The sequence below is a fragment of the Burkholderia stagnalis genome, assembly GCF_039848545.1.
GTDB classification, from domain to species: domain Bacteria; phylum Pseudomonadota; class Gammaproteobacteria; order Burkholderiales; family Burkholderiaceae; genus Burkholderia; species Burkholderia stagnalis.
Genome location: NZ_CP156686.1, coordinates 1,716,802 through 1,734,118 on the forward strand (window position 1 = coordinate 1,716,802; position 17,317 = coordinate 1,734,118).

Below are 17,317 nucleotides of genomic sequence, written 5' to 3' on the forward strand. Positions count from 1 at the left end.
CGCGATCGGCGCATGTGCAGCAGCAGGCCGACCACATTGCGCAGTGCGCGGTGCGCGCACCGCTGTCCGCCGCGATCACTTCGCGCGGATCGAGAGTTCGTCGCGCACGTGCTGCACGCCGTCGATCTGCTTCACGATCCTGACGGCCGCGATGTGCTGCTGCTCGTCGGGCACACTGCCGGTCAGCAGCACGTCGCCGTGCCGCGTCGTCACGTGGATGTCGCCGGACGACAGATCCTCCCTGCCGAACATTGCCGCCTTCGCCTTGGTCGTGATCGTCGCGTCGTGAATCTCCGTGCCGATCATCGCCACCAGCGAAGATGCGTCCGCGTCGGTCGCGTCGCCCGTGTCGCCCGCGGCCGACGCGCCGGGCACGACCACGAGGAACGCGACGGCCGCGACGGCAATCGCCGCGCCCGGTCGCATCGCCGCGCGGCGTTTCAGCCCCGGGCGCCCTGCCCGCCACTGACTCGCGCTCATCGTGACCTCCATTCGTCGATCCGGCGTTCGCCGGTTACGGCCACGAGGTCGCAAGCTGCGTGCCGCGACGACTGGCCGCCTGATCGCACACGCCCCGGCGCCCGTCGACGGCCCGCGCCGGCGCTCGATTTCTGCACGACCTTTGAAATTTTTGCGCACGCGACACGACACCGGGCGACGGATGACGCCCGGTGTCGTGTCGAACTGACCGGCTAGCCGCCGCTCGCGCCCGGCGCGGATGCGGCCCCCGGCGCCCCCATGCCGCCGCTCGTCGCGCCCGCCGCGCTGCTGGCCGGCGCGGTGCCCGGCACGGTGGACGGCGAAGGCGCCATGCTGCCGCTCGATGCGCTCGAGCCCGAGTCGCTGTCGCTCCGCTTCGAGCATCCCGTGCCTGCCGCGACGCCGGCCACCAGAAGGCCGACGGCGAGCGCACGCCATACGTTGCGTAGTGATTGACGTTGCATGACACCTCCCGTGTCGAAGGAACTTCGCCCCCCGATCAGCAGGTTCCGCACCACGCCCGCGCGACGATCTCGCCCCATTCATTTCCCGAATGACGCTCACCCGAATATTTAATTTCCCATTGCCACGGACGCCACACATACTCGCGAAGGAATCCGACACATAACGTCCACGGCGCCCGGGCCGAAGCTGCGCACAGAAGCGGCATGCCCGCGCCCCTACATGGAAGGAGACATCGGCGTGCAACTGGAAGCCACTCACCGCGCGGGCCTCGGGCTCGCGGCGGACGACGCAGTGCATCGGGGCGACGCCGCCGCGCGCGACCCCGCGCTCAGCCCGCGGCTGCAGGTGTTCGCGGGCGGCGCGCTGTGGCTCGCGATCTACGGCACGCTGGCGCTGAACTTCTGCGACTTCGCGCGCCCGTCGCCGAGCGCGAGGACGGTGCGCGTCGGCAACTTCCGGGGCCTGCCGGTCAACATCCTCGTGTTCGCGACGGTTAGCTTCGTGCTGGCGGGCACGCTCGGATAACCCTCGCCCGAAAGCCTGCCCGCCATGCCCGCCCCGCCCGACGCAGGCGACGCCGGACACCCGCACGACGCCGCCGACGTGCTGGACGTGCTCGATGCGCGCCTGATGCGGATCCTGCTGGTGCTGCTGACCGAGCGAACCGTGTCGCGCGCGGCGGTGCGGCTCAACATGTCGCAGCCGGCGACGAGCGCCGCGCTGAAGCGGCTGCGCACGCTGCTCGGCGATCCGCTGCTGGTGCGCAGCCGCTACGGGATGGTGCCGACCGAGTTCGGCGCGCGGCTGATCGACCCGCTGCGCAATGCGCTGCGCGTGATCGACTTCATCCGCATCCAGCAGCCGACCTTCGACGCGCGCACGTCGGTGCGCGCCTACCGGATCGGCTGCCCCGACTACCTGAACGTGCTGTTCGTGCCGAAGCTCGTCGCGCTGTTCCGCGCACGCGCGCCGCACGCGACGCTCGAATTCCATCCGCTCGGGGACGGCTTCGACACCGAACGCGCGCTCGCCGACGGCGAACTCGACATCGTGATCGACAACCGCGCCGCGCGCACGTCGCGATTCCGCCAGGACGACCTGTTCGACGATCGCGTGGTCTGCCTGATGTGCGCGACGCACCCGGTCGCGAAGCGCGGCAGGATCACCGCCGCCGAATACGCGCAGGCGCCGCAGCTATGCCCGACGCCGTCATGGCTCGAGGCGTCCGGCGCGATCGACCGGCAGCTCGAACGCGTCGGCCTGCAGCGCCGGATCGCCGTCACGCTGCCGCACTTCGAGCTCGCCGCGCACGCGCTGGTGCGCTCGGACCTGATCCTGACGACCACCGTCCGGCTCGCGCGGCACTACGTGAAGCTGCTGCCGCTCGGCGTGGTCGCGCTGCCGGTGGAGCCGCCCGACATCGTCTACCGGATGACGTGGAACGAAGCCGGGCCGTGCGTCGATGGCGTGCGCTGGCTGCGCGGGCTGATTGCCGAGGCGACGCGCGGCTGGCTCGACGCGGACGCCGCGCGTCCGGGCGGTGCGGCGGTAAAGGCGGCGACGCCTGCTGCGGGATCGCCTGCCGCAGGATCGCCCGCCGCGGAGTCGCCCGTCGCGGGATCGCCCGCCGCGGGATCGCCCGCCGCGGGATCGCCTGCCGCGGGATCGCCTGCCGCGGGATCGCCTGCCGCGGGATCGCCTGCCACGGGATCGCCCGCTGCGGGGTCGTCCGCCGCGGGGTCGTCCGCCGCAGGATCGCCCACCGCGGGATCGCCTGCCGCAGGATCGCCTGCCGCAGGATCGCCTGCCACGGGATCGCCCGCTGCGGGGTCGTCCGCCGCAGGATCGCCCACCGCGGGATCGCCTGCCGCAGGATCGCCTGCCGCGGGATCGCCCGCCGCGGGGTCGTCCGCCGCAGGATCGCCCGCCGCGGGGTCGCCCGCCGCGGGATTGCCCGAACCGGCGCGCGGCAGCGGCCGACGGCACGAGGCGCGCTGCGGGCAGCCTCGGCCGGCCGCCGTCGCGCATTCCGCGCGGGCGCATCGCGGCGCGACGAAGCCGCATTGACCTGCCGACGACGGCCTGCCCGGTTCGTTCACCACGCGCCGCCTGCTTCCGCTTCACGTCGCCGATACGCCGCTCGGCCGTGGTTGCGCAAGCAACGTCTTCACGACGAGCGCCCCGACGAGCGCCAGCCCCCCGCTCACGAGCAGCGCATCCGCGAACCCGCTCGCGAACGCCGCCGGCGCGGCGTCGCCGAGCACGCGCGCCGCATGCGGCGGCACGCGGGCGAGCGCCCGCGCGAGATCGCCGGCCAGCAGGCTCGACATGAACGGCGCATCGACGCTCGCGCGCAAACCCGGCGTCGCCGCGAGCAGGTGGTCGAGCTGCGCGTGCGTGCGCGCGGCCAGGACAGCGCCGAGCACGCCCACCGCCGTCACGATCGCGGAAAACCGCGTCGTCGTGCTGATCCCGGACGCCATGCCGGTGCGGTGCGGCGGCACGCACGCCATGATCGCCTTCTGCGTGTCGCCGTTCATGATGCCGGCGCCGCAGCCCGTCACGAACATCCCGAGCGCGACCAGCCGGTAGTCGCCGCTCGCCGTCAGCGCCGCGGTCAGCAGGTTGCCGGCGCCGATCAGCGCAAGCCCGCCCGCCAGCACGCCGCCCGGCGACACGCGCGCCGCCAGCATCGCGCCGAACGACGGCCCGACGATCATCGCGAACGCGAACGGCAGCATGCCGAGCCCCGCGTCGATCGCCGACATGCCGAACGCGTTCTGCAGATAGAGCGGCAGGAACGTCATCATCACCTGCGCGCACGCCGCGTAGCCGAACATCGCGAGCACCGCGCCGACGAAGCGCGGCGCGCGGAACAGCGCGAGGTCGATCATCGGCCGCGCCTGCCAGCGCTCCGCGCCGACGAAGCCCGCGAACAGCGCGGCGGCGAGCGCGAAACGGCCGAGCGTCGCCGCCGACAGCCAGCCGTGCGACGGCGCGCCGATCAGCGCGGCGATGCCGCAGGCGAGCGCCGCGCCGAACAGCAGGCTGCCGACGGCGTCGACGCGCTTCGCGTGCGGATCGCGCGATTCGTCGATCGCGACGCGCGCGCCCACGCCGAGCAGCACGCACACCGGCAGGTTGAGCAGGAACACCCAGCGCCAGCCGATCCACTGCGTGATCGCACCGCCGACGAGCGGCGCGATCGCGGTCGCGACGCCCATGCACATCCCCCAGATCGCCCACGCGCGGGTGCGCGCGCGCCCTTCCGGAAAGCGGTTCGCGATCACCGCGAGCGCGGCCGTGAGCAGCAGCGCCGCGCCGCCGCCCTTCACCGCGCGCGCGGCGATCAGCCAGCCGGCCGACGGCGCGAGCCCGCAACCGAGCGACGCGACGAAGAAAATCGCGAGGCCCGCCGCCAGCATCCGCTTGCGGCCGAAGCGGTCGGCCAGCCCGCCGGCCGGCAGCAGGCACGCGGCGAACGCGGTCATGTACGCGCTGACGACCCATTCGATGTCGGCGAAGCTCGCATGGAAGCTGCGCGCGATGCTCGGCAGCGACACGGCCACGACGTTGGTGTCGAGCACGATCAGCGAACAGGTGGCGGAGGCGACGACGAGCGTCGCGACGGCCGGCATGCGGGCGCCGGTGGACGGCGCGGCGGCGGGGTCTCCCGCATGCGGCGCCGGGGAAGGCTGGGACATCTGCAACTCCGGAACAGGATGAACGAGCCCTATGCTAGGCTTGCCCGGTATTGCCTGTCATTGAACCCTCCACGCTGTTTTATTGACGATTTTTGCAATCATGGACCGGCTCGAATTCCGCCACGTGCGCGCGTTTCTCAGCGTCGCGCGCCATCTCCACTTCGCCCGCGCGGCCGACGAACTCGACATGGCGCCGCCCGCGCTCACGCGGCAGATCCAGGAAGCCGAGCGGTTGCTCGGCGTGCGGCTGTTTCACCGGTCGCGGCGCGCGGTCACGCTGAGCGCCGCAGGCGAGGCGTATCTCGTCGAGGCGAGCGCCGCGTTCGAGCACCTGCAGCGCGGCCGCGAGCTCGCCGCGCTGGCCGAGCGCGGCGAGCTGGGCCGGATCGAGGTCGGCTACGTGTCGTCGGCCGTCTATTCGGGCGCGCTGCAGCGCACGGTCGGCGCGTTTCGCGCCGCCCATCCGCGCATCGAGCTCAACCTGCGCGAGGTGCCGATGGACGACGTCGCGAAGCAGATCGACGCGGGCCGGCTCGACATCGCGTATGTCCGGCCGCCGCTGCCGCTGCCCGGCGAGCTGCGCACCGTCACGCTGCAGCGCGACGTGTTCATCGCGGCCGTCCCGGCCGACTCGCCGCTGGCCGCGCGGGAGACCGTGAAGGCCGCCGAGCTCGCCGGCGCCCGCTTCGCGGTGCCCGAGCAGGAACTCGGCACGCTCGAAGTCGCGCGGCGCGGCCGTTTCGCGCCGGTGGTCGCCGCGCGGCCGGGCGGGCTGCTCGCGGTGCTGGCCTGCGTGTCGGTGAACGGCTGCGTGGCCGTGATCCCCGACGTGCTCGCGCAGTGCGTGTCGCTGCCGGGCGTCGCCTACCGGCCGCTCGCGGGCAAGCCGATCACGTCCGAACTCGCGCTCGCGTGCCGGCGCTTCGAGAAGGCGCCCGCGGTGCGCGCGTTCCTGCGGGCCGTGTCGCGGGTTGAGTGACGGGCGGAACCGATTCCGCGATCCACGGCGCGCCGGTCGCGCGCCAATGCTCATGCACGCTCACGGCGCTTTCGTCAGGTCGAGATCCGGCACGTCGTCGCCGAACGCCGCGGCGACGCGCGTGCGCATCGCCGCGACCAGCAGCGTCGGGCCCGACTGGTTGAACGTGCAGCGCTCGCCCGCCGACGGCACCGCGCGGTGCAGCACCGCCCGCCATGCGCCGCGCCCGGCAGGCGTTCGACGAGCGGGCCGCCGTCCGCCCACGACGACGACGGCGCAAACGGCACCGGCACGCCGCCCGCGCCGCAGATCGCCCGGCATATGCCATCGGCGACGCGCGGCGCGCCGAGCCCTTCGGCCACCGCCACCCAATAGTCCAACGGCGCGCCGCTCAAATCCTGGACTTGCATCGCGCCCTCCTGCGCCGTCGAAAACCCCATCGCAGCGCCCGCTCGCCCGGCTCGCCGGCCGCCGGCGAACCGGGTTTCCACGGGTGAAACGGCCCGCCGCGCGCACCCCTGCATCCATGTTACGAATCGCCGATTCCTGCGTACAATGGCCGGAACCAGAATACGCGCCGGACCGGGGCGGGCCCGTCCGGCGGACGACCACGGGTTCGCACGATGCCGCGCACGCCGGATCTCTCGGGGGGACGCATGTCCACGCACGCCAGAAAACCGCTGGTATCGCTCGTCGTGCCGTTTCACGACGAAGAGGAAGCGATCGACGCGTTCTTTGCCGAAACGCTGCCCATACTCGAATCGGTCGACACGGTGCGCTTTGAAATCGTTTGCATCAACGACGGCAGCCGCGATCGCACGCTCGACCGGCTGATCGCGGTGGGGGCCGGCGACCCGCGCGTGCGCGTGATCGATCTCACGCGCCGCTTCGGCAAGGAAGCCGCGCTCACCGCCGGCCTCGACGAAGCGGCCGGCGCCGCGGTGATCCTGATCGACGCCGACCTGCAGGACCCGCCCGCGCTGATCCCCGCGATGATCGAGCACTGGCGCGCCGGCGCCGAGGTGGTCGCCGCGAAGCGCACCGACCGGATGTGCGACCCGTTCATGCAGCGCGCGGCCGCCGCGCTCTACTATCGCGTGCACAATGCGCTATCCGAAGTGGAGATGCCGGAAAACGTCGGCGACTTCCGGCTGATGGACCGCGAGGTAGTCGACGCGCTGCGCGCGCTGCCCGAGCGGCGGCGCTTCATGAAGGGGCTGTTCGCGTGGGTCGGCTTCCGCACCGCGATCGTCGAATACGCGCGCGCGCCGCGCAGCGGCGGCCACTCGAAATTCTCCGGCTGGCGGCGCTGGAACTTCGCGCTCGAAGGCATCACGAGCTTCAGCACGGTGCCGCTGCGGGTGTGGACCTATCTCGGCGTCGCGTTCGCGATGCTCGCGCTCGTGTACGGCGCGTTCATCGTCCTGCGCACGCTGCTGTTCGGCAACCCGGTGCACGGCTACGCGTCGCTGATTTCCGTCGTGCTGTTCATGGGCGGCATCCAGCTGATCGGCATCGGCGTGATCGGCGAATACCTCGGCCGCATCTATCACGAATCGAAACAGCGCCCCGTCTATCTCGTGCGGCGCCGCTACCGCGCCGAGCGGGCCGCCGCCGCGCAGCCCGCGCGTCACGCGAGCGCGCTGCCGACGTCGAAGCTGCTGCAGTTCCCGCTCAAGCGGGCGAACGTCGCGCGCCGCCGGCCGGCGATGCCGGCCGCAAGCGGCCACGGCGTCAGGAAAGTCTCGGGCAAGTAACCGGGCACGCGGCGCATGGACATTTCCCGACACTCGATGCGAGCAGCAGACCGCCCCGTGCGCGCGTGGCTGACGCCGAAGCGCGTCGTCGTGTACAGCGCGTTCGTGCTCGTGTTCTGCCTGCAGTTCGCCGCGATCTGGGCATGGGTGATCCACAGCGCGCCCGGCCCCGTCACGTCGCGCCCGGGCGCCGACTACTCGGTGTTCTGGTCGGCGTCGTACGTGATGCTGCACGGCACGCCGTGGCAGGCCTACGACTACCCGACCTTCTCGCGGCTGTCGGCCGGGATGTTCCCGTACTTCCATCGCGAAGGCTTCCTCGCGTGGCTCTACCCGCCCACCTACCTGCTGCTGGTGACGCCGCTGGCGCTGCTGCCCTATGCGGTCGGCTATCCGCTGTTCGTCGCGTTCGGCGTCGTCGTGTTCGGCTTCGCCGCGTGGCGCGTGTCGGGCCTCGCGGCGATCCCCGGCGCGGGCCGCTGCTGCGCGTTCGCGCTGGTCGCCGCGCCCTGCGTGTTCGTCACCGCGATGTTCGGGCAGAACGCGTTCCTCACCGTGTCGTGCGCGGCGCTGGCCGTCTACTGGGCCGAGCGGCGGCCGATGTGGGCCGGCCTGTGCATCGCGCTGCTGTCGGTCAAGCCGCAGATGGCGCTGCTGTTTCCGTTCGTGCTGGTCGCCGCGCGCGCGTGGCGCACGATCGCGTGGGCCGCGCTGGCCACCACCGCGTTCGTCGCGCTGAGCGTGCTGGTCTGCGGCGTCGAATCGCTGCGCCTGTTCGTCGCCAGCGCGGGGCTCGCACGGTCGATCATCCTCGAGCACAGCGTCGTGTTCTGGCTCGCGTCGCCCACGCCGTTCGCGGCGTTCCGCTTCGCGGGCCTGCCGCTCGCGGCCGCGTATGCCGCGCACGCGTGCGTCGCGGTAATCGCGATCGCGGCCGCGTGCATCGTGTGGGCGCGCTCGCGCGACATCCGCGTGCGCGCGGCGGTGCTCGCGGTCGCGACGCTCGCCGCGAACCCGTACGTATGGCACTACGAGCTCGTGTGGCTCGGCATCGCGGCCGCATGCATGCTGGGGATCGGCTGGCGCGACGGCTGGCTGCGCGGCGAGCAGGCCACCATCGCGCTGATGTGGCTGCTGCCGCTCGGCGAATACCTGAACCCGTGGCTGCAACTGCCGCAGATCGGCCCGGCCGTGACGCTGCTCGCGCTGCTGATGCTGCTGCGCCGCGCGCGCGCCGGCGCTCACATCGCGAGCCGCGGCGGCACGTATACGCCGTAGTACGGCCCGATGCCGGTCGCGACGCCGGTCATCTTCACGCCGGCGACGAAATGGCCCTGGATGTACTTGTACGAGCCGCCGAGCGACACGTCGATACGGAACGCCGCGAACGCGACGATCGGCACGTAGGTGCTGCTGGCCGTCTGCGTGACGACCGGCAGGATCACGGTCGAGCCGACCGGCACCGACGTGTAGAGCGTCGCCTTCACGCCGGTCGCGAGGTAGATGCTGTCGCCGATGTTCAGCGTCGTCGGGTTGCCGCTCACCATCAGCGCCCCCATCGTCGTCGTGTCGGTCGCGGTCGACTGGAACGACGTCCACTGCCCGCCCATGCACAATGCACCGTAGGTCTGGCCGTTCGTGATCGAGAACTCGTAAGGCTGGTTCGTCAGCGGGTTGATCAGCGGCTGGTTGGTCGCCGCGTTCCAGTACTGGTTGTACACGCACTGGTCGATCGCGACCGGAAACAGCCCGCCGGCCGCCACCCCGCCCGGCGCGGCCAGCACCGCCACCGCGGTCGCGCTGCCGGACGCGCCGGGAATCCCCAGCAGCCCGCCGAGCAGCAGCGGAATCGAGCCGCCGTTCACGCCCGGCGCGCGCGACACGGTCACCTGCACCGCCGGCACGTCGTACGCGCCGGGCGTGATGGTGGTCGCCTGCATGCCCGCGGGGCTGCGCGTCATGTTCCAGTACCCGGTGGCCACCGTGCCGGACGACAGCGGGGCGCCGGCCGCCGAATTCTGCGCGATCACGCCGTTCGCCGCCGACGCGGCCTGCGACCAGTTCAGCGCGCCGCCGCTCGGCGACATCATCGCGTCGGCCCCCGCGAGCGCAGCCGCGTCGGCGGCGTTCTGCAGCTGGTTGCGCGCAATGGCCACCCACGCGACGTCGATCGCCAGCGCGCCGAACGACAGCAGCGGGATCAGGAACAGCAGGAAGAACAGCGCGATCGAGCCGCGCTGCCGCCCGCCAACGATGCGCCGCGCGCCGCCCGCGTCATTCATAGAGCATCACCGAAGTGGCCGAGACCGTCACCGGGCCGGTCAGCGCGCTGAACGCGGAACCGAGCACCAGCCCCGTATACGTGTAGGTGACCGTCACCGTCAGCGCGGTGCCCGACGTCGTGCCGTTCGCCTGGGTCACGTTCACCGTCGGCGTGGTCGGGGTGCCGCCGGTGATCAGGCTGTTCTGCGTGTAGCTGAGCGCGACGTTGGCGATCTGCGTGGTGGTCAGCATCGGCACGCGCAGCACCACGCCGGCGCGCGCGGCCTCGCGGCTCGCATTCGTGATGACGGCCTTGTCGCACAGGATCAGGCTCGTGTCGATGATGCCGAGCAGCACCATCAGCAGGAACGGCAGCATCAGCACGAACTCGAGGGACACGACGCCGCGCGCGCGGCGCGCGCCCATCGCCCCGCGTGTCATTTTGCGGCCCCCGTGCCCGGCGGCGCGGCGCCCGGCTCCAGCGCGCCGGACAGCGACGCCGAACCGACACCCCCGCCCGCCCCGCGCGACGCGAGCCGCGCGCGCACCGCCTGGTAGAAGCGCAGGTTGTCGGCCACCGCCGACGCGGGCAGGTCCGCGGACAGCAGCTTCTTCGCCGAATCGGCATTGCCGAGCACGCCATACGCGAACGCGAGGTTCTGGCGCGCCTGCCACGGTGCATCGGGCAGCCCCGCCACGTCGAGCAGCACGTTCACGCCCTCGCGCGGCCGGTTGCTCAGCACCAGCGACAGCCCGAGATCGACGCGCAGCCCCTGCGCGTCCGGATGCGCACGCAACGCGTCGCGATACACGGCCTGCGCATCCGCATGGCGGCCCTGCAGGTCGAGCACGGTGCCGAGCCCTTCGGCGGCGAGCGGGTGGTTCGGCTGCGCGGCCAGCAGGTCGCGATAGCGCTGCGCGGCATCGTCGAGCCGGCGCTGCCGCAGCGCGACGCGCGCGAGCCCGAGCTGCGGGCCGAGCTCCGCGGGCGCCTGCCGCTGCGCTTCGTCGTAGAGGATCCGCGCGCGCTCCAGGTTGCCGGTGCGGTAGTTGACGTCGCCGAGCCCCAGGCGCGCGGCGAGCGAATCGGGGTGCGCGGTCAGCACCTTCTCGTACAGCGTCGTCGCGAGATCGACGTTGCCGCCGGCGAGCGCGCTGTCCGCGATGCGCAGTTCGGCCTGCGGATCGTCGCGCTTGTGCGACAGCACCGGCCGCGTCTGGACGCCCGGCGCGCCGCAGCCGCCGGCCAGCACCGGCAGCACGGCCGCGAGCATCAGCACACGTACGACGGATCGGGTCATTTGAATACCTCGAGCAGGCGGATCGCCGCCGGGCCCGCCGCGATCAGGCAGACCGTCGGCAGAATGAACAGCATCATCGGCAGCGTGATCTTCGGCGCGAGCTTCGCGGCCCGTTCCTCGAGCGCGACGATCTGCTCGTTGCGCTCGGTGCGCGACAGGGTCCGCAGCGCCTGCGTGATGGGCGTGCCGAACCGCTGCGACTGCGTGAGCGTCGTCGCGAGCGAGCGCGCGGACGTGAAGTCGACGCGCGTCGCGAAATGCGTGAGCGTCGCGGACACGTCGCCGCTCAATGTCAGCTCGTCCGCGCACACCGTCAGCTCGTCGGCCAGCGGCGGGCAGATGCGCGCCAGCTCGTGCGCGACGCGGCGGATGCCCGACGCGAGGCTGTTGCCGGCCATCGTGCAGATCACGAGCAGGTCGAGCGCATCCGGAAAGCACGCGGCGATGGCCCGCCGCCGCCGCCGGATCATCGCGCCGAGCACGTACTCGGGCACGATCACGCCGATCACGAACGCGGCGACCATTGCCAGCGCGCGGATCACGAAGTATTCGCCGAGGCGTGGAATGAACGGGCTGAAGACGATCGCGATGCCCGCGAACAGCACGCCGCAGCTCAGCTTGATGCCGATCATCTGCGACACCGCGCGGCGGTCGCGAAAGCCCGCGCGCGCCAGTTGCAGGCCGAGCTTCACGCGCTGCATCGGGTCGAGCACCGGCAGCCGCTCGCCGAGCTGCGCGAGCCGCTGCGTCACGCCCTGGCGGACGTCGCCCGGCTGCAGCCGCCCGGCCGCGAGCGACGGCGCGCGCTGCCCGGCCGCCTGCTGCACGCGCGCGGCGATGCGCCGGCGCGTGCCGCCGCCGGGCGTGAAGAGCGCCACGGCCACGCACACGAGCAACAGCAGCAGTTCGAGGCCGCGGGCGGCCAGCATCGACATCGTCATCGCGCGGTATCCAGTTTCGAGATCTTGCGGATCGTCAGCAGCCCGACCGCCAGCAGCCCGGCGGCGATCGTCAGCATCATGTTGCCGGCATGGGTCGTGAACAACAGCATCACGTAGCCGCGGTTCACGAGGAACAGCGCGCCGATCATCACGAACGGCACGGCCGAAATGATGTTCGTCGTGATCCGCCCTTCGGCGGTCAGCGCGCGGGTCTTCAGGCGGATGTCGCGGCGCGTGCGGATGATGCTCGACAGCTCGTCGAGCGTCTCGCCGAGGCTGCCGCCGGTTTCGCGCTGCAGCAGCAGGTAGACGGTGAAGAACGAGAAGTCCGCGATCATCAGCCGGTCCGCCGCCTGCGTGAGCACCTCCTTGAGATCCGCGCCCACCCGCAGGCTGTCGCCCATCGTGCGGAACGTCGAACGCACCGGCTCGGCCGCGCCGTCGCCCACCGTGCTGATCGCCTGCGTGACCGGAATGCCCGCGCGCACGGCCCGCACGATCAGGTCGATCGCGTCCGGGAACGCCTCGAGAAAGCGGATCCGGAAACGCTCGACCAGCATGCGGTAGCTGGCGCGCATCGCGACCAGCGGCAGCCCGACGTAGATCAGCGGACGCAGAAAGCCCGGCGGCCCGATCAGCTTCACCGCGACGATCGCCGCGAGCGCGCCGGCCACCGTGCTGGCGACGACGATCCGCATGCCGCCTTCACCGCCCACCGCGCGCACGCGCGTCACGTAGCGCTGCAGCCACGTGCGCGCGCGGCTTTGCCGGCGTTCGAGGTTGAACAGCGCGATGCCGCCCCCGTCGGCCGCGCCCGCGCCGCGGCCCGCGAGCGACGGCGACAGGCGCCGCATCCGCTCGCGAATGCGCTGCGCGGGCGTGTGGCGCGCGCGATCGAGCAGCGACGACAGCGCGAGCCCGATCCCGAGGATCACGACGAACGCGCACACCGCGAACAGGTCGGCGGCCCTCATTGCCGGAACACCTCGGCGAGCGCGTCCTCGACGCCGTAGTACGCGGCGCGCGCCGCGAACGCCGGCCGCAGCGACGACGCGTCGAACACGCCCTTCACCGCGTCGCGCGTGGTGTCGCCTTCCTGGCGGAACGAGAACAGGTCCTGCGTGATGACCACCTCGCCCTCCATCCCGACGATCTCGGTGATCCGCGTCACGCGGCGCACGCCGTCGCGCATCCGCTCGACCTGCACGAACAGGTGCACCGCGCTCGCGATCTGGCGGCGGATCGACAGCAGCTGCAGGTTCGCGTTCGCCATCATCACCATGCTCTCGAGCCGGCTGATCGCGTCGCGCGGCGAGTTCGCGTGGATCGTCGTCATCGAGCCGTCGTGGCCCGTGTTCATCGCCTGCAGCACGTCGAACGCCTCGGGGCCGCGGATCTCGCCGAGGATGATGCGGTCGGGCCGCATCCGCAGCGCGTTGCGCACGAGGTCGCGCTGCGAGATGCCGCCGAGCCCCTCGGTGTTCTCCGGCCGCGTTTCGAGGCTGACGATGTGCGGCTGCAGCAGCTGCAGCTCGGCCGCGTCCTCGATCGTCACGATCCGTTCGTGCTCCTCGATATGCTGCGACAGCGCGTTGAGCAGCGTCGTCTTGCCCGAGCCGGTGCCGCCCGAGATCACGATGTTCAGCCGGCACGTGCAGGCGATCTTCAGCGCCTGCAGCATCGCGGGCGAGATGTTGCCCTGCTGCGCCATCCGCGCGAGCGTGATGTCGCGCTTCGCGAACTTGCGGATCGAGATCGACGGGCCGCGCATCGCGATCGGCGGCAGCACGACGTTCACGCGGCTGCCGTCGGCCAGGCGCGCGTCGACCATCGGGCTGCTCTCGTCGACGCGGCGGCCCACCGCCGCCGCGATCCGCTGCGCGACGCTCGTCACGTGCGCGTCGTCGCGGAACTTCAGCGACGTGAGTTCCAGCCGCCCCGCGCGCTCGACGTACACCTGGTCGGGGCCGTTGACGAGGATGTCCGTCACCGTGTCGTCCGCGAGCAGCGGCTCGATCGGCCCGACGCCGAACATGTCGTTCAGGATCGCGTCGACGATCAGCACCTGCTCGCCGGCCGTGATCTTCAGCTGCTCGCGCTCGACCGTGTGCGCGGCCACCTGCTCGATGCCCGCGCGCACTTCGTCGCGCGTCTTCATCAGCGCCGCCGACATGTTCATCGACGCGAACACCGCGGTGCGGATCGCATCGAACTTGCCGGAGCGGATCAGCGACTCGTGGGTGTCGGCGGCCACGGGCGCGCGGGTCGGCATCGGCGCAGGCGCGGGCGAGCGCACGGCGGCCGGGGGCGAGGCCGGTGCCGCCGGCACGGGGTCGGCCGTCGGCCGGCTGCGGGTGCCGAACTTCACGATCCTTTCCTCCACTTGACGAAGCGCGCGTACCACGGCTCGGCGACCGCCATCGATTCGCCGGTGATGCCGTTCGCGAGCAGCCGGATCTCGTCGCGGAAACCGCTGCGCTTCGCGCCGTCGAGCGGCTCGCCGAGGTTCTCCGCGACCGCGAGCGTCTGCGGCTCGTGCGGCAGCTCGCGCAGCCGCACGCCGCCGAACGCCTCCTCGAAATCGGCCGGCGCGACGCGGCCCTCGACCGGCGCAAGCGGATTGTTCAGCACCATCGACAGCAGCCGCTCGCCCGGCAGTTCCCGCGCGAAGCGCGCGAGCCGCGCGGCTTCGTACGCGGCGTGCACCGAGCGGTCGGCAACGACATAGATGAGATCGGACGCCTCGAGCGCGTCCTCGAACAGCCTGCCCACGCCGCCGCCGACGTCGAACAGCACGTAGTGGAAGCGGTCCTTCAGCATGTCGACCAGGCGCGCGATCGCGCCGTCGCGCAGCGGCGCGTCGGCGCCGTACGCCAGCTCGGCCGACAGCACGTGCAGCCGGTCGCCCTTGGTGACGAACATGCGGTCGAACAGCGCGTCGTCGGGGCGCTGCTCCATGTTCAGCAACTCGATCAGCCCGTTGTTGCTGGACAGCCCGAGCATCGAGTTCGCGCCGCCGCCATGCAGGTTCAGGTCGACGTACGCGACGCGGCGGCGCTTCTCGCCCGCCAGGCAGCGCGCGAGGCTCACCGCGATCGTCGTCGCGCCCACGCCGCCGCGCGCGCCGACGAAGCTCACGGTCTTGCCGGTGCGCGCCTGCACGACCGATTCGGTCGCCGTCAGCGCGCGCCGCATCAGCTCGACGGTCAGCGGCTTGACGATGTAGTCCTGCACGCCGATGCCGAGCAGGTTGCGGAACAGCCCGACGTCGTTCTGCGTGCCGATCGCGACGACCCGCACCGACGGGTCGCACACTTCCGCGAGCCGCATCAGGTCCGACACCGGCAGCACCGAATCCGACACGTCGACGACGAGCTGGCGCGGCGAGCGCTCGTGCTGCTGCAGCAGCCGGATCGCGTCGTCGCAGGTGCCCGTGTGCAGGTGCGCGCGCGTGATCGACAGATCCTGCGCGACGCGCCGGATCACGTCCTCGCTGCCCGCATCGGACACCACCGCAAGGAGATCCGCCGCTCCGGCGGGAGCGGCGCGTTTGGCGTTCTGGCGTGCAAGAACCTTCATGGGCGTCGGGAGTCGGTTCAGTGGCCGGGCGAGCCGGTCGTCGTCAGCGTCTTGCCGGGCGTCGGCTGCTTCACGCGGTCCTCGACGTAGCGGCGCACCGCGTCGGACGCCACGGCCGCGTCGGCGCCGCCGTACGGCACCGGCGCGACGAGATCCTGCGGCCGCGCGAGCATCGTCGCGAGGTTCGTGTAGGTCGCGCAGCCGAACGGCACGCCCGGCCGGCCGAAGCCCGCGTCGACCAGGTGCGACGGCTGCATCAGCTTCGCGCAATCGGGCGGCACCGCGCGCGTGCCGTCGAAGCCGATCGCCCGCGCATCGGGCAGGTTCAGCGGCGGCGGCGCCGACAGGCAGCCCGCCAGCAGCAGCGGCAGCAGGGCGGAGACGGTGGTTCGAACTCGCATGCGCGCGCTCCCCGAAGTCAGTACACGAAGCCCGCGGCGCCGACCAGGCGCGGCGTGTCGCCCGACAGCAGGTCGAGCCCGAGGTTGCGCTGCACCGCGAACTCGAGGTCGCTGCTCGGCCGCGCGACGGTGTCGATCGCCTGCTCGAGCTGGCCGGGCCCGGCCGGCTGGACGATGTACGGCGTGACGATCACGACCACCTCGGTCTTGCTGTCCTGGAAGTTCTTCGACGAGAACAGCCGGCCGATGATCGGCAGCCGGCCGAGCCCCGGGATCTGCGACACGGTGTCGGCCGTCTGGCTCTGCAGCAGCCCGCCGATCGCGAAGCTCTGCCCGCTCGACAGCTCGACCGTCGTCTCGACGCGCCGCACGCTCAGCCCCGGCACCTTGACGCCGCCGGTCGTCACGCTGTTGGTCGCGTCGACCTCGCTCACCTCCGGCCGCACCTTCAGGCTGATCCGGTTGTCGGCGAGCACGGTGGGCGTGAAGTCGAGCGACACGCCGAACGGCTTGAATTCGACCGTGATCGCGCCGTTGTTGCCGCTCTGCGCGACCGGAATCGGAATCTCGCCGCCCGCGAGGAAGCTCGCGGTCTCGCCGGACATCGCGGTCAGGTTCGGTTCGGCGAGCATCGTGATCAACCCTTCCTGGTCGAGCGCGTCGAGCACGACGTCGATCGACCAGCGCCCCGCGCGAAAGCCGCCGAGCACCGAATACGCGCCCGTCGGCGACAGGTTGAACAGGCTGGTGGTCGGATCGAACAGCGTGCGCCCGTTGAACAGCCCGCCGACGAAGTTGCCGGCGCCGCCGAGCGCGCTCCAGTTGATGCCGAGCTGCTGCGTGATGTTGCGGCTCACCTCGGTCACCCGCACGCGCAGGTTCACCTGGATCGGGCGCGACAGCATCAGCCGGTTGACGATCTTTTCCTTGTCGTGCAGGTACGGCGTGAGCGACTGCATCACGGCGTCCGCATCGGCCGCGCTCGGCACCTTGCCCGACACCATCAGCGAGCCCGGCGCGCCGGACACCGACAGCTTCAGCTGCGGGAAGCGGCTGTCGAGCACGCGCTGCAGCGAAGCCGTGTCGACCTGCACGATCACCGTCCTGCGCAGGATCGGCCGGTGGTTCGCGCCGAGCGCGATCAGCGTGGTGGTGCCGGCCTTCTTGCCGAACACGAACACGGTGCGCGGCGACGGCACCTGGATGTCGGCGATGCTCGGATCGGCGACGAACATCGCGCTCGCGGGCTCGGGCAGCGACAGCATCTCGCCCTTGCCGGTCGCGATCGACAGCGCCGCGCCGGCATCCGTCGCGCGCGCGTCCTGCGCGAGCGCGACGCCGGGGGCGGCGGCGCAGGCGAGGCACCAGAGAGCGATCCAACGAACCATGCGCACCATGCGTATTCCCGTCAAATCAAACGCCGGCCGCCGGGCGGCCGGCCCGATCCG

General features: G+C 71.8%; 15 protein-coding genes and 3 pseudogenes. 6 read left to right on the top strand and 12 right to left on the bottom strand.

Translation table 11 applies throughout. From position 1 onward, the window contains the following. Positions 1-75: 75 nt before the first annotated feature. Positions 76-480, bottom strand: a complete 405-nt coding sequence (locus ABFO07_RS24360; RefSeq protein WP_059884485.1) for a BON domain-containing protein — start codon at positions 478-480, stop codon at positions 76-78. A 258-nt stretch (positions 481-738) separates the two neighbouring features. Between ABFO07_RS24360 and ABFO07_RS24365 the strand changes: the two genes are divergently transcribed. The 3 genes and pseudogenes from ABFO07_RS24365 to ABFO07_RS24375 all read left to right on the top strand — a co-directional run. After that, positions 739-936 carry a hypothetical protein gene (locus tag ABFO07_RS24365; RefSeq protein WP_185642572.1) on the top strand — a complete coding sequence of 66 codons (198 nt, stop codon included), beginning with the start codon at positions 739-741 and terminating at the stop codon, positions 934-936. A 354-nt stretch (positions 937-1,290) separates the two neighbouring features. After that, positions 1,291-1,458: pseudogene (locus tag ABFO07_RS24370) on the top strand (NCS1 family nucleobase:cation symporter-1); the annotation flags it as partial. A 36-nt stretch (positions 1,459-1,494) separates the two neighbouring features. Beyond that, positions 1,495-2,556 (top strand): annotated as a pseudogene (locus ABFO07_RS24375) (LysR family transcriptional regulator); the annotation flags it as partial. Between the two features lie 509 nt (positions 2,557-3,065). Here the strand turns inward: ABFO07_RS24375 and ABFO07_RS24380 are convergent. After that, on the bottom strand, positions 3,066-4,649 hold the full coding sequence (locus tag ABFO07_RS24380; protein ID WP_059884233.1) for an MFS transporter: 1,584 nt from the start codon (positions 4,647-4,649) through the stop codon (positions 3,066-3,068). A 100-nt stretch (positions 4,650-4,749) separates the two neighbouring features. Between ABFO07_RS24380 and ABFO07_RS24385 the strand changes: the two genes are divergently transcribed. Continuing rightward, positions 4,750-5,628 (top strand): LysR family transcriptional regulator, encoded by an 879-nt coding sequence (locus ABFO07_RS24385; RefSeq protein ID WP_059808356.1) that lies wholly within the window; start codon positions 4,750-4,752, stop codon positions 5,626-5,628. 60 nt (positions 5,629-5,688) lie between these two features. Here the strand turns inward: ABFO07_RS24385 and ABFO07_RS24390 are convergent. Then, positions 5,689-6,038, bottom strand: a pseudogene (locus ABFO07_RS24390) (phage protein NinX family protein). Between the two features lie 246 nt (positions 6,039-6,284). Between ABFO07_RS24390 and ABFO07_RS24395 the strand changes: the two are divergent. Together ABFO07_RS24395 and ABFO07_RS24400 are read left to right on the top strand one after the other, a co-directional pair. Then, positions 6,285-7,385, top strand: a complete 1,101-nt coding sequence (locus ABFO07_RS24395; protein ID WP_060013679.1) for a glycosyltransferase family 2 protein — start codon at positions 6,285-6,287, stop codon at positions 7,383-7,385. Positions 7,386-7,400: 15 nt separating this feature from the next. Next, positions 7,401-8,663 carry a glycosyltransferase family 87 protein gene (locus tag ABFO07_RS24400; RefSeq protein WP_347468714.1) on the top strand — a complete coding sequence of 421 codons (1,263 nt, stop codon included), beginning with the start codon at positions 7,401-7,403 and terminating at the stop codon, positions 8,661-8,663. Here the strand turns inward: ABFO07_RS24400 and ABFO07_RS24405 are convergent. From ABFO07_RS24405 to ABFO07_RS24445, 9 genes are read right to left on the bottom strand one after another with little or no spacing between them, the layout of a single operon-like run. Then, complete coding sequence (locus ABFO07_RS24405; protein ID WP_060364575.1) at positions 8,627-9,667, bottom strand: TadG family pilus assembly protein; 1,041 nt, start codon at positions 9,665-9,667, stop codon at positions 8,627-8,629. The genes ABFO07_RS24400 and ABFO07_RS24405 overlap by 37 nt on opposite strands. Beyond that, a complete protein-coding gene (locus ABFO07_RS24410; protein ID WP_059563580.1) occupies positions 9,660-10,088 on the bottom strand; it encodes a TadE/TadG family type IV pilus assembly protein in 429 nt (142 codons plus the stop codon). Before ABFO07_RS24410 ends, ABFO07_RS24405 begins: the two co-directional genes overlap by 8 nt. Continuing rightward, entirely contained in the window at positions 10,085-10,948 is an 864-nt protein-coding gene (locus ABFO07_RS24415; RefSeq protein WP_124479952.1) for a tetratricopeptide repeat protein, read from the bottom strand. The genes ABFO07_RS24410 and ABFO07_RS24415 overlap by 4 nt, the downstream gene beginning before the upstream one ends. Continuing rightward, a complete protein-coding gene (locus ABFO07_RS24420; protein WP_059808371.1) occupies positions 10,945-11,889 on the bottom strand; it encodes a type II secretion system F family protein in 945 nt (314 codons plus the stop codon). Before ABFO07_RS24420 ends, ABFO07_RS24415 begins: the two co-directional genes overlap by 4 nt. Next, a complete protein-coding gene (locus ABFO07_RS24425) occupies positions 11,886-12,863 on the bottom strand; it encodes a type II secretion system F family protein (protein WP_347468715.1) in 978 nt (325 codons plus the stop codon). Before ABFO07_RS24425 ends, ABFO07_RS24420 begins: the two co-directional genes overlap by 4 nt. Continuing rightward, positions 12,860-14,257, bottom strand: a complete 1,398-nt coding sequence (locus ABFO07_RS24430; RefSeq protein ID WP_059963810.1) for a CpaF family protein — start codon at positions 14,255-14,257, stop codon at positions 12,860-12,862. Before ABFO07_RS24430 ends, ABFO07_RS24425 begins: the two co-directional genes overlap by 4 nt. After that, positions 14,254-15,468, bottom strand: a complete 1,215-nt coding sequence (locus ABFO07_RS24435; protein WP_059808380.1) for an AAA family ATPase — start codon at positions 15,466-15,468, stop codon at positions 14,254-14,256. The genes ABFO07_RS24430 and ABFO07_RS24435 overlap by 4 nt, the downstream gene beginning before the upstream one ends. Positions 15,469-15,485: 17 nt before the next feature. Then, entirely contained in the window at positions 15,486-15,869 is a 384-nt protein-coding gene (locus ABFO07_RS24440; protein WP_059563574.1) for a CpaD family pilus assembly lipoprotein, read from the bottom strand. Between the two features lie 17 nt (positions 15,870-15,886). Continuing rightward, positions 15,887-17,266, bottom strand: a complete 1,380-nt coding sequence (locus ABFO07_RS24445) for a type II and III secretion system protein family protein (protein WP_059884240.1) — start codon at positions 17,264-17,266, stop codon at positions 15,887-15,889. Positions 17,267-17,317: the final 51 nt, after the last annotated feature.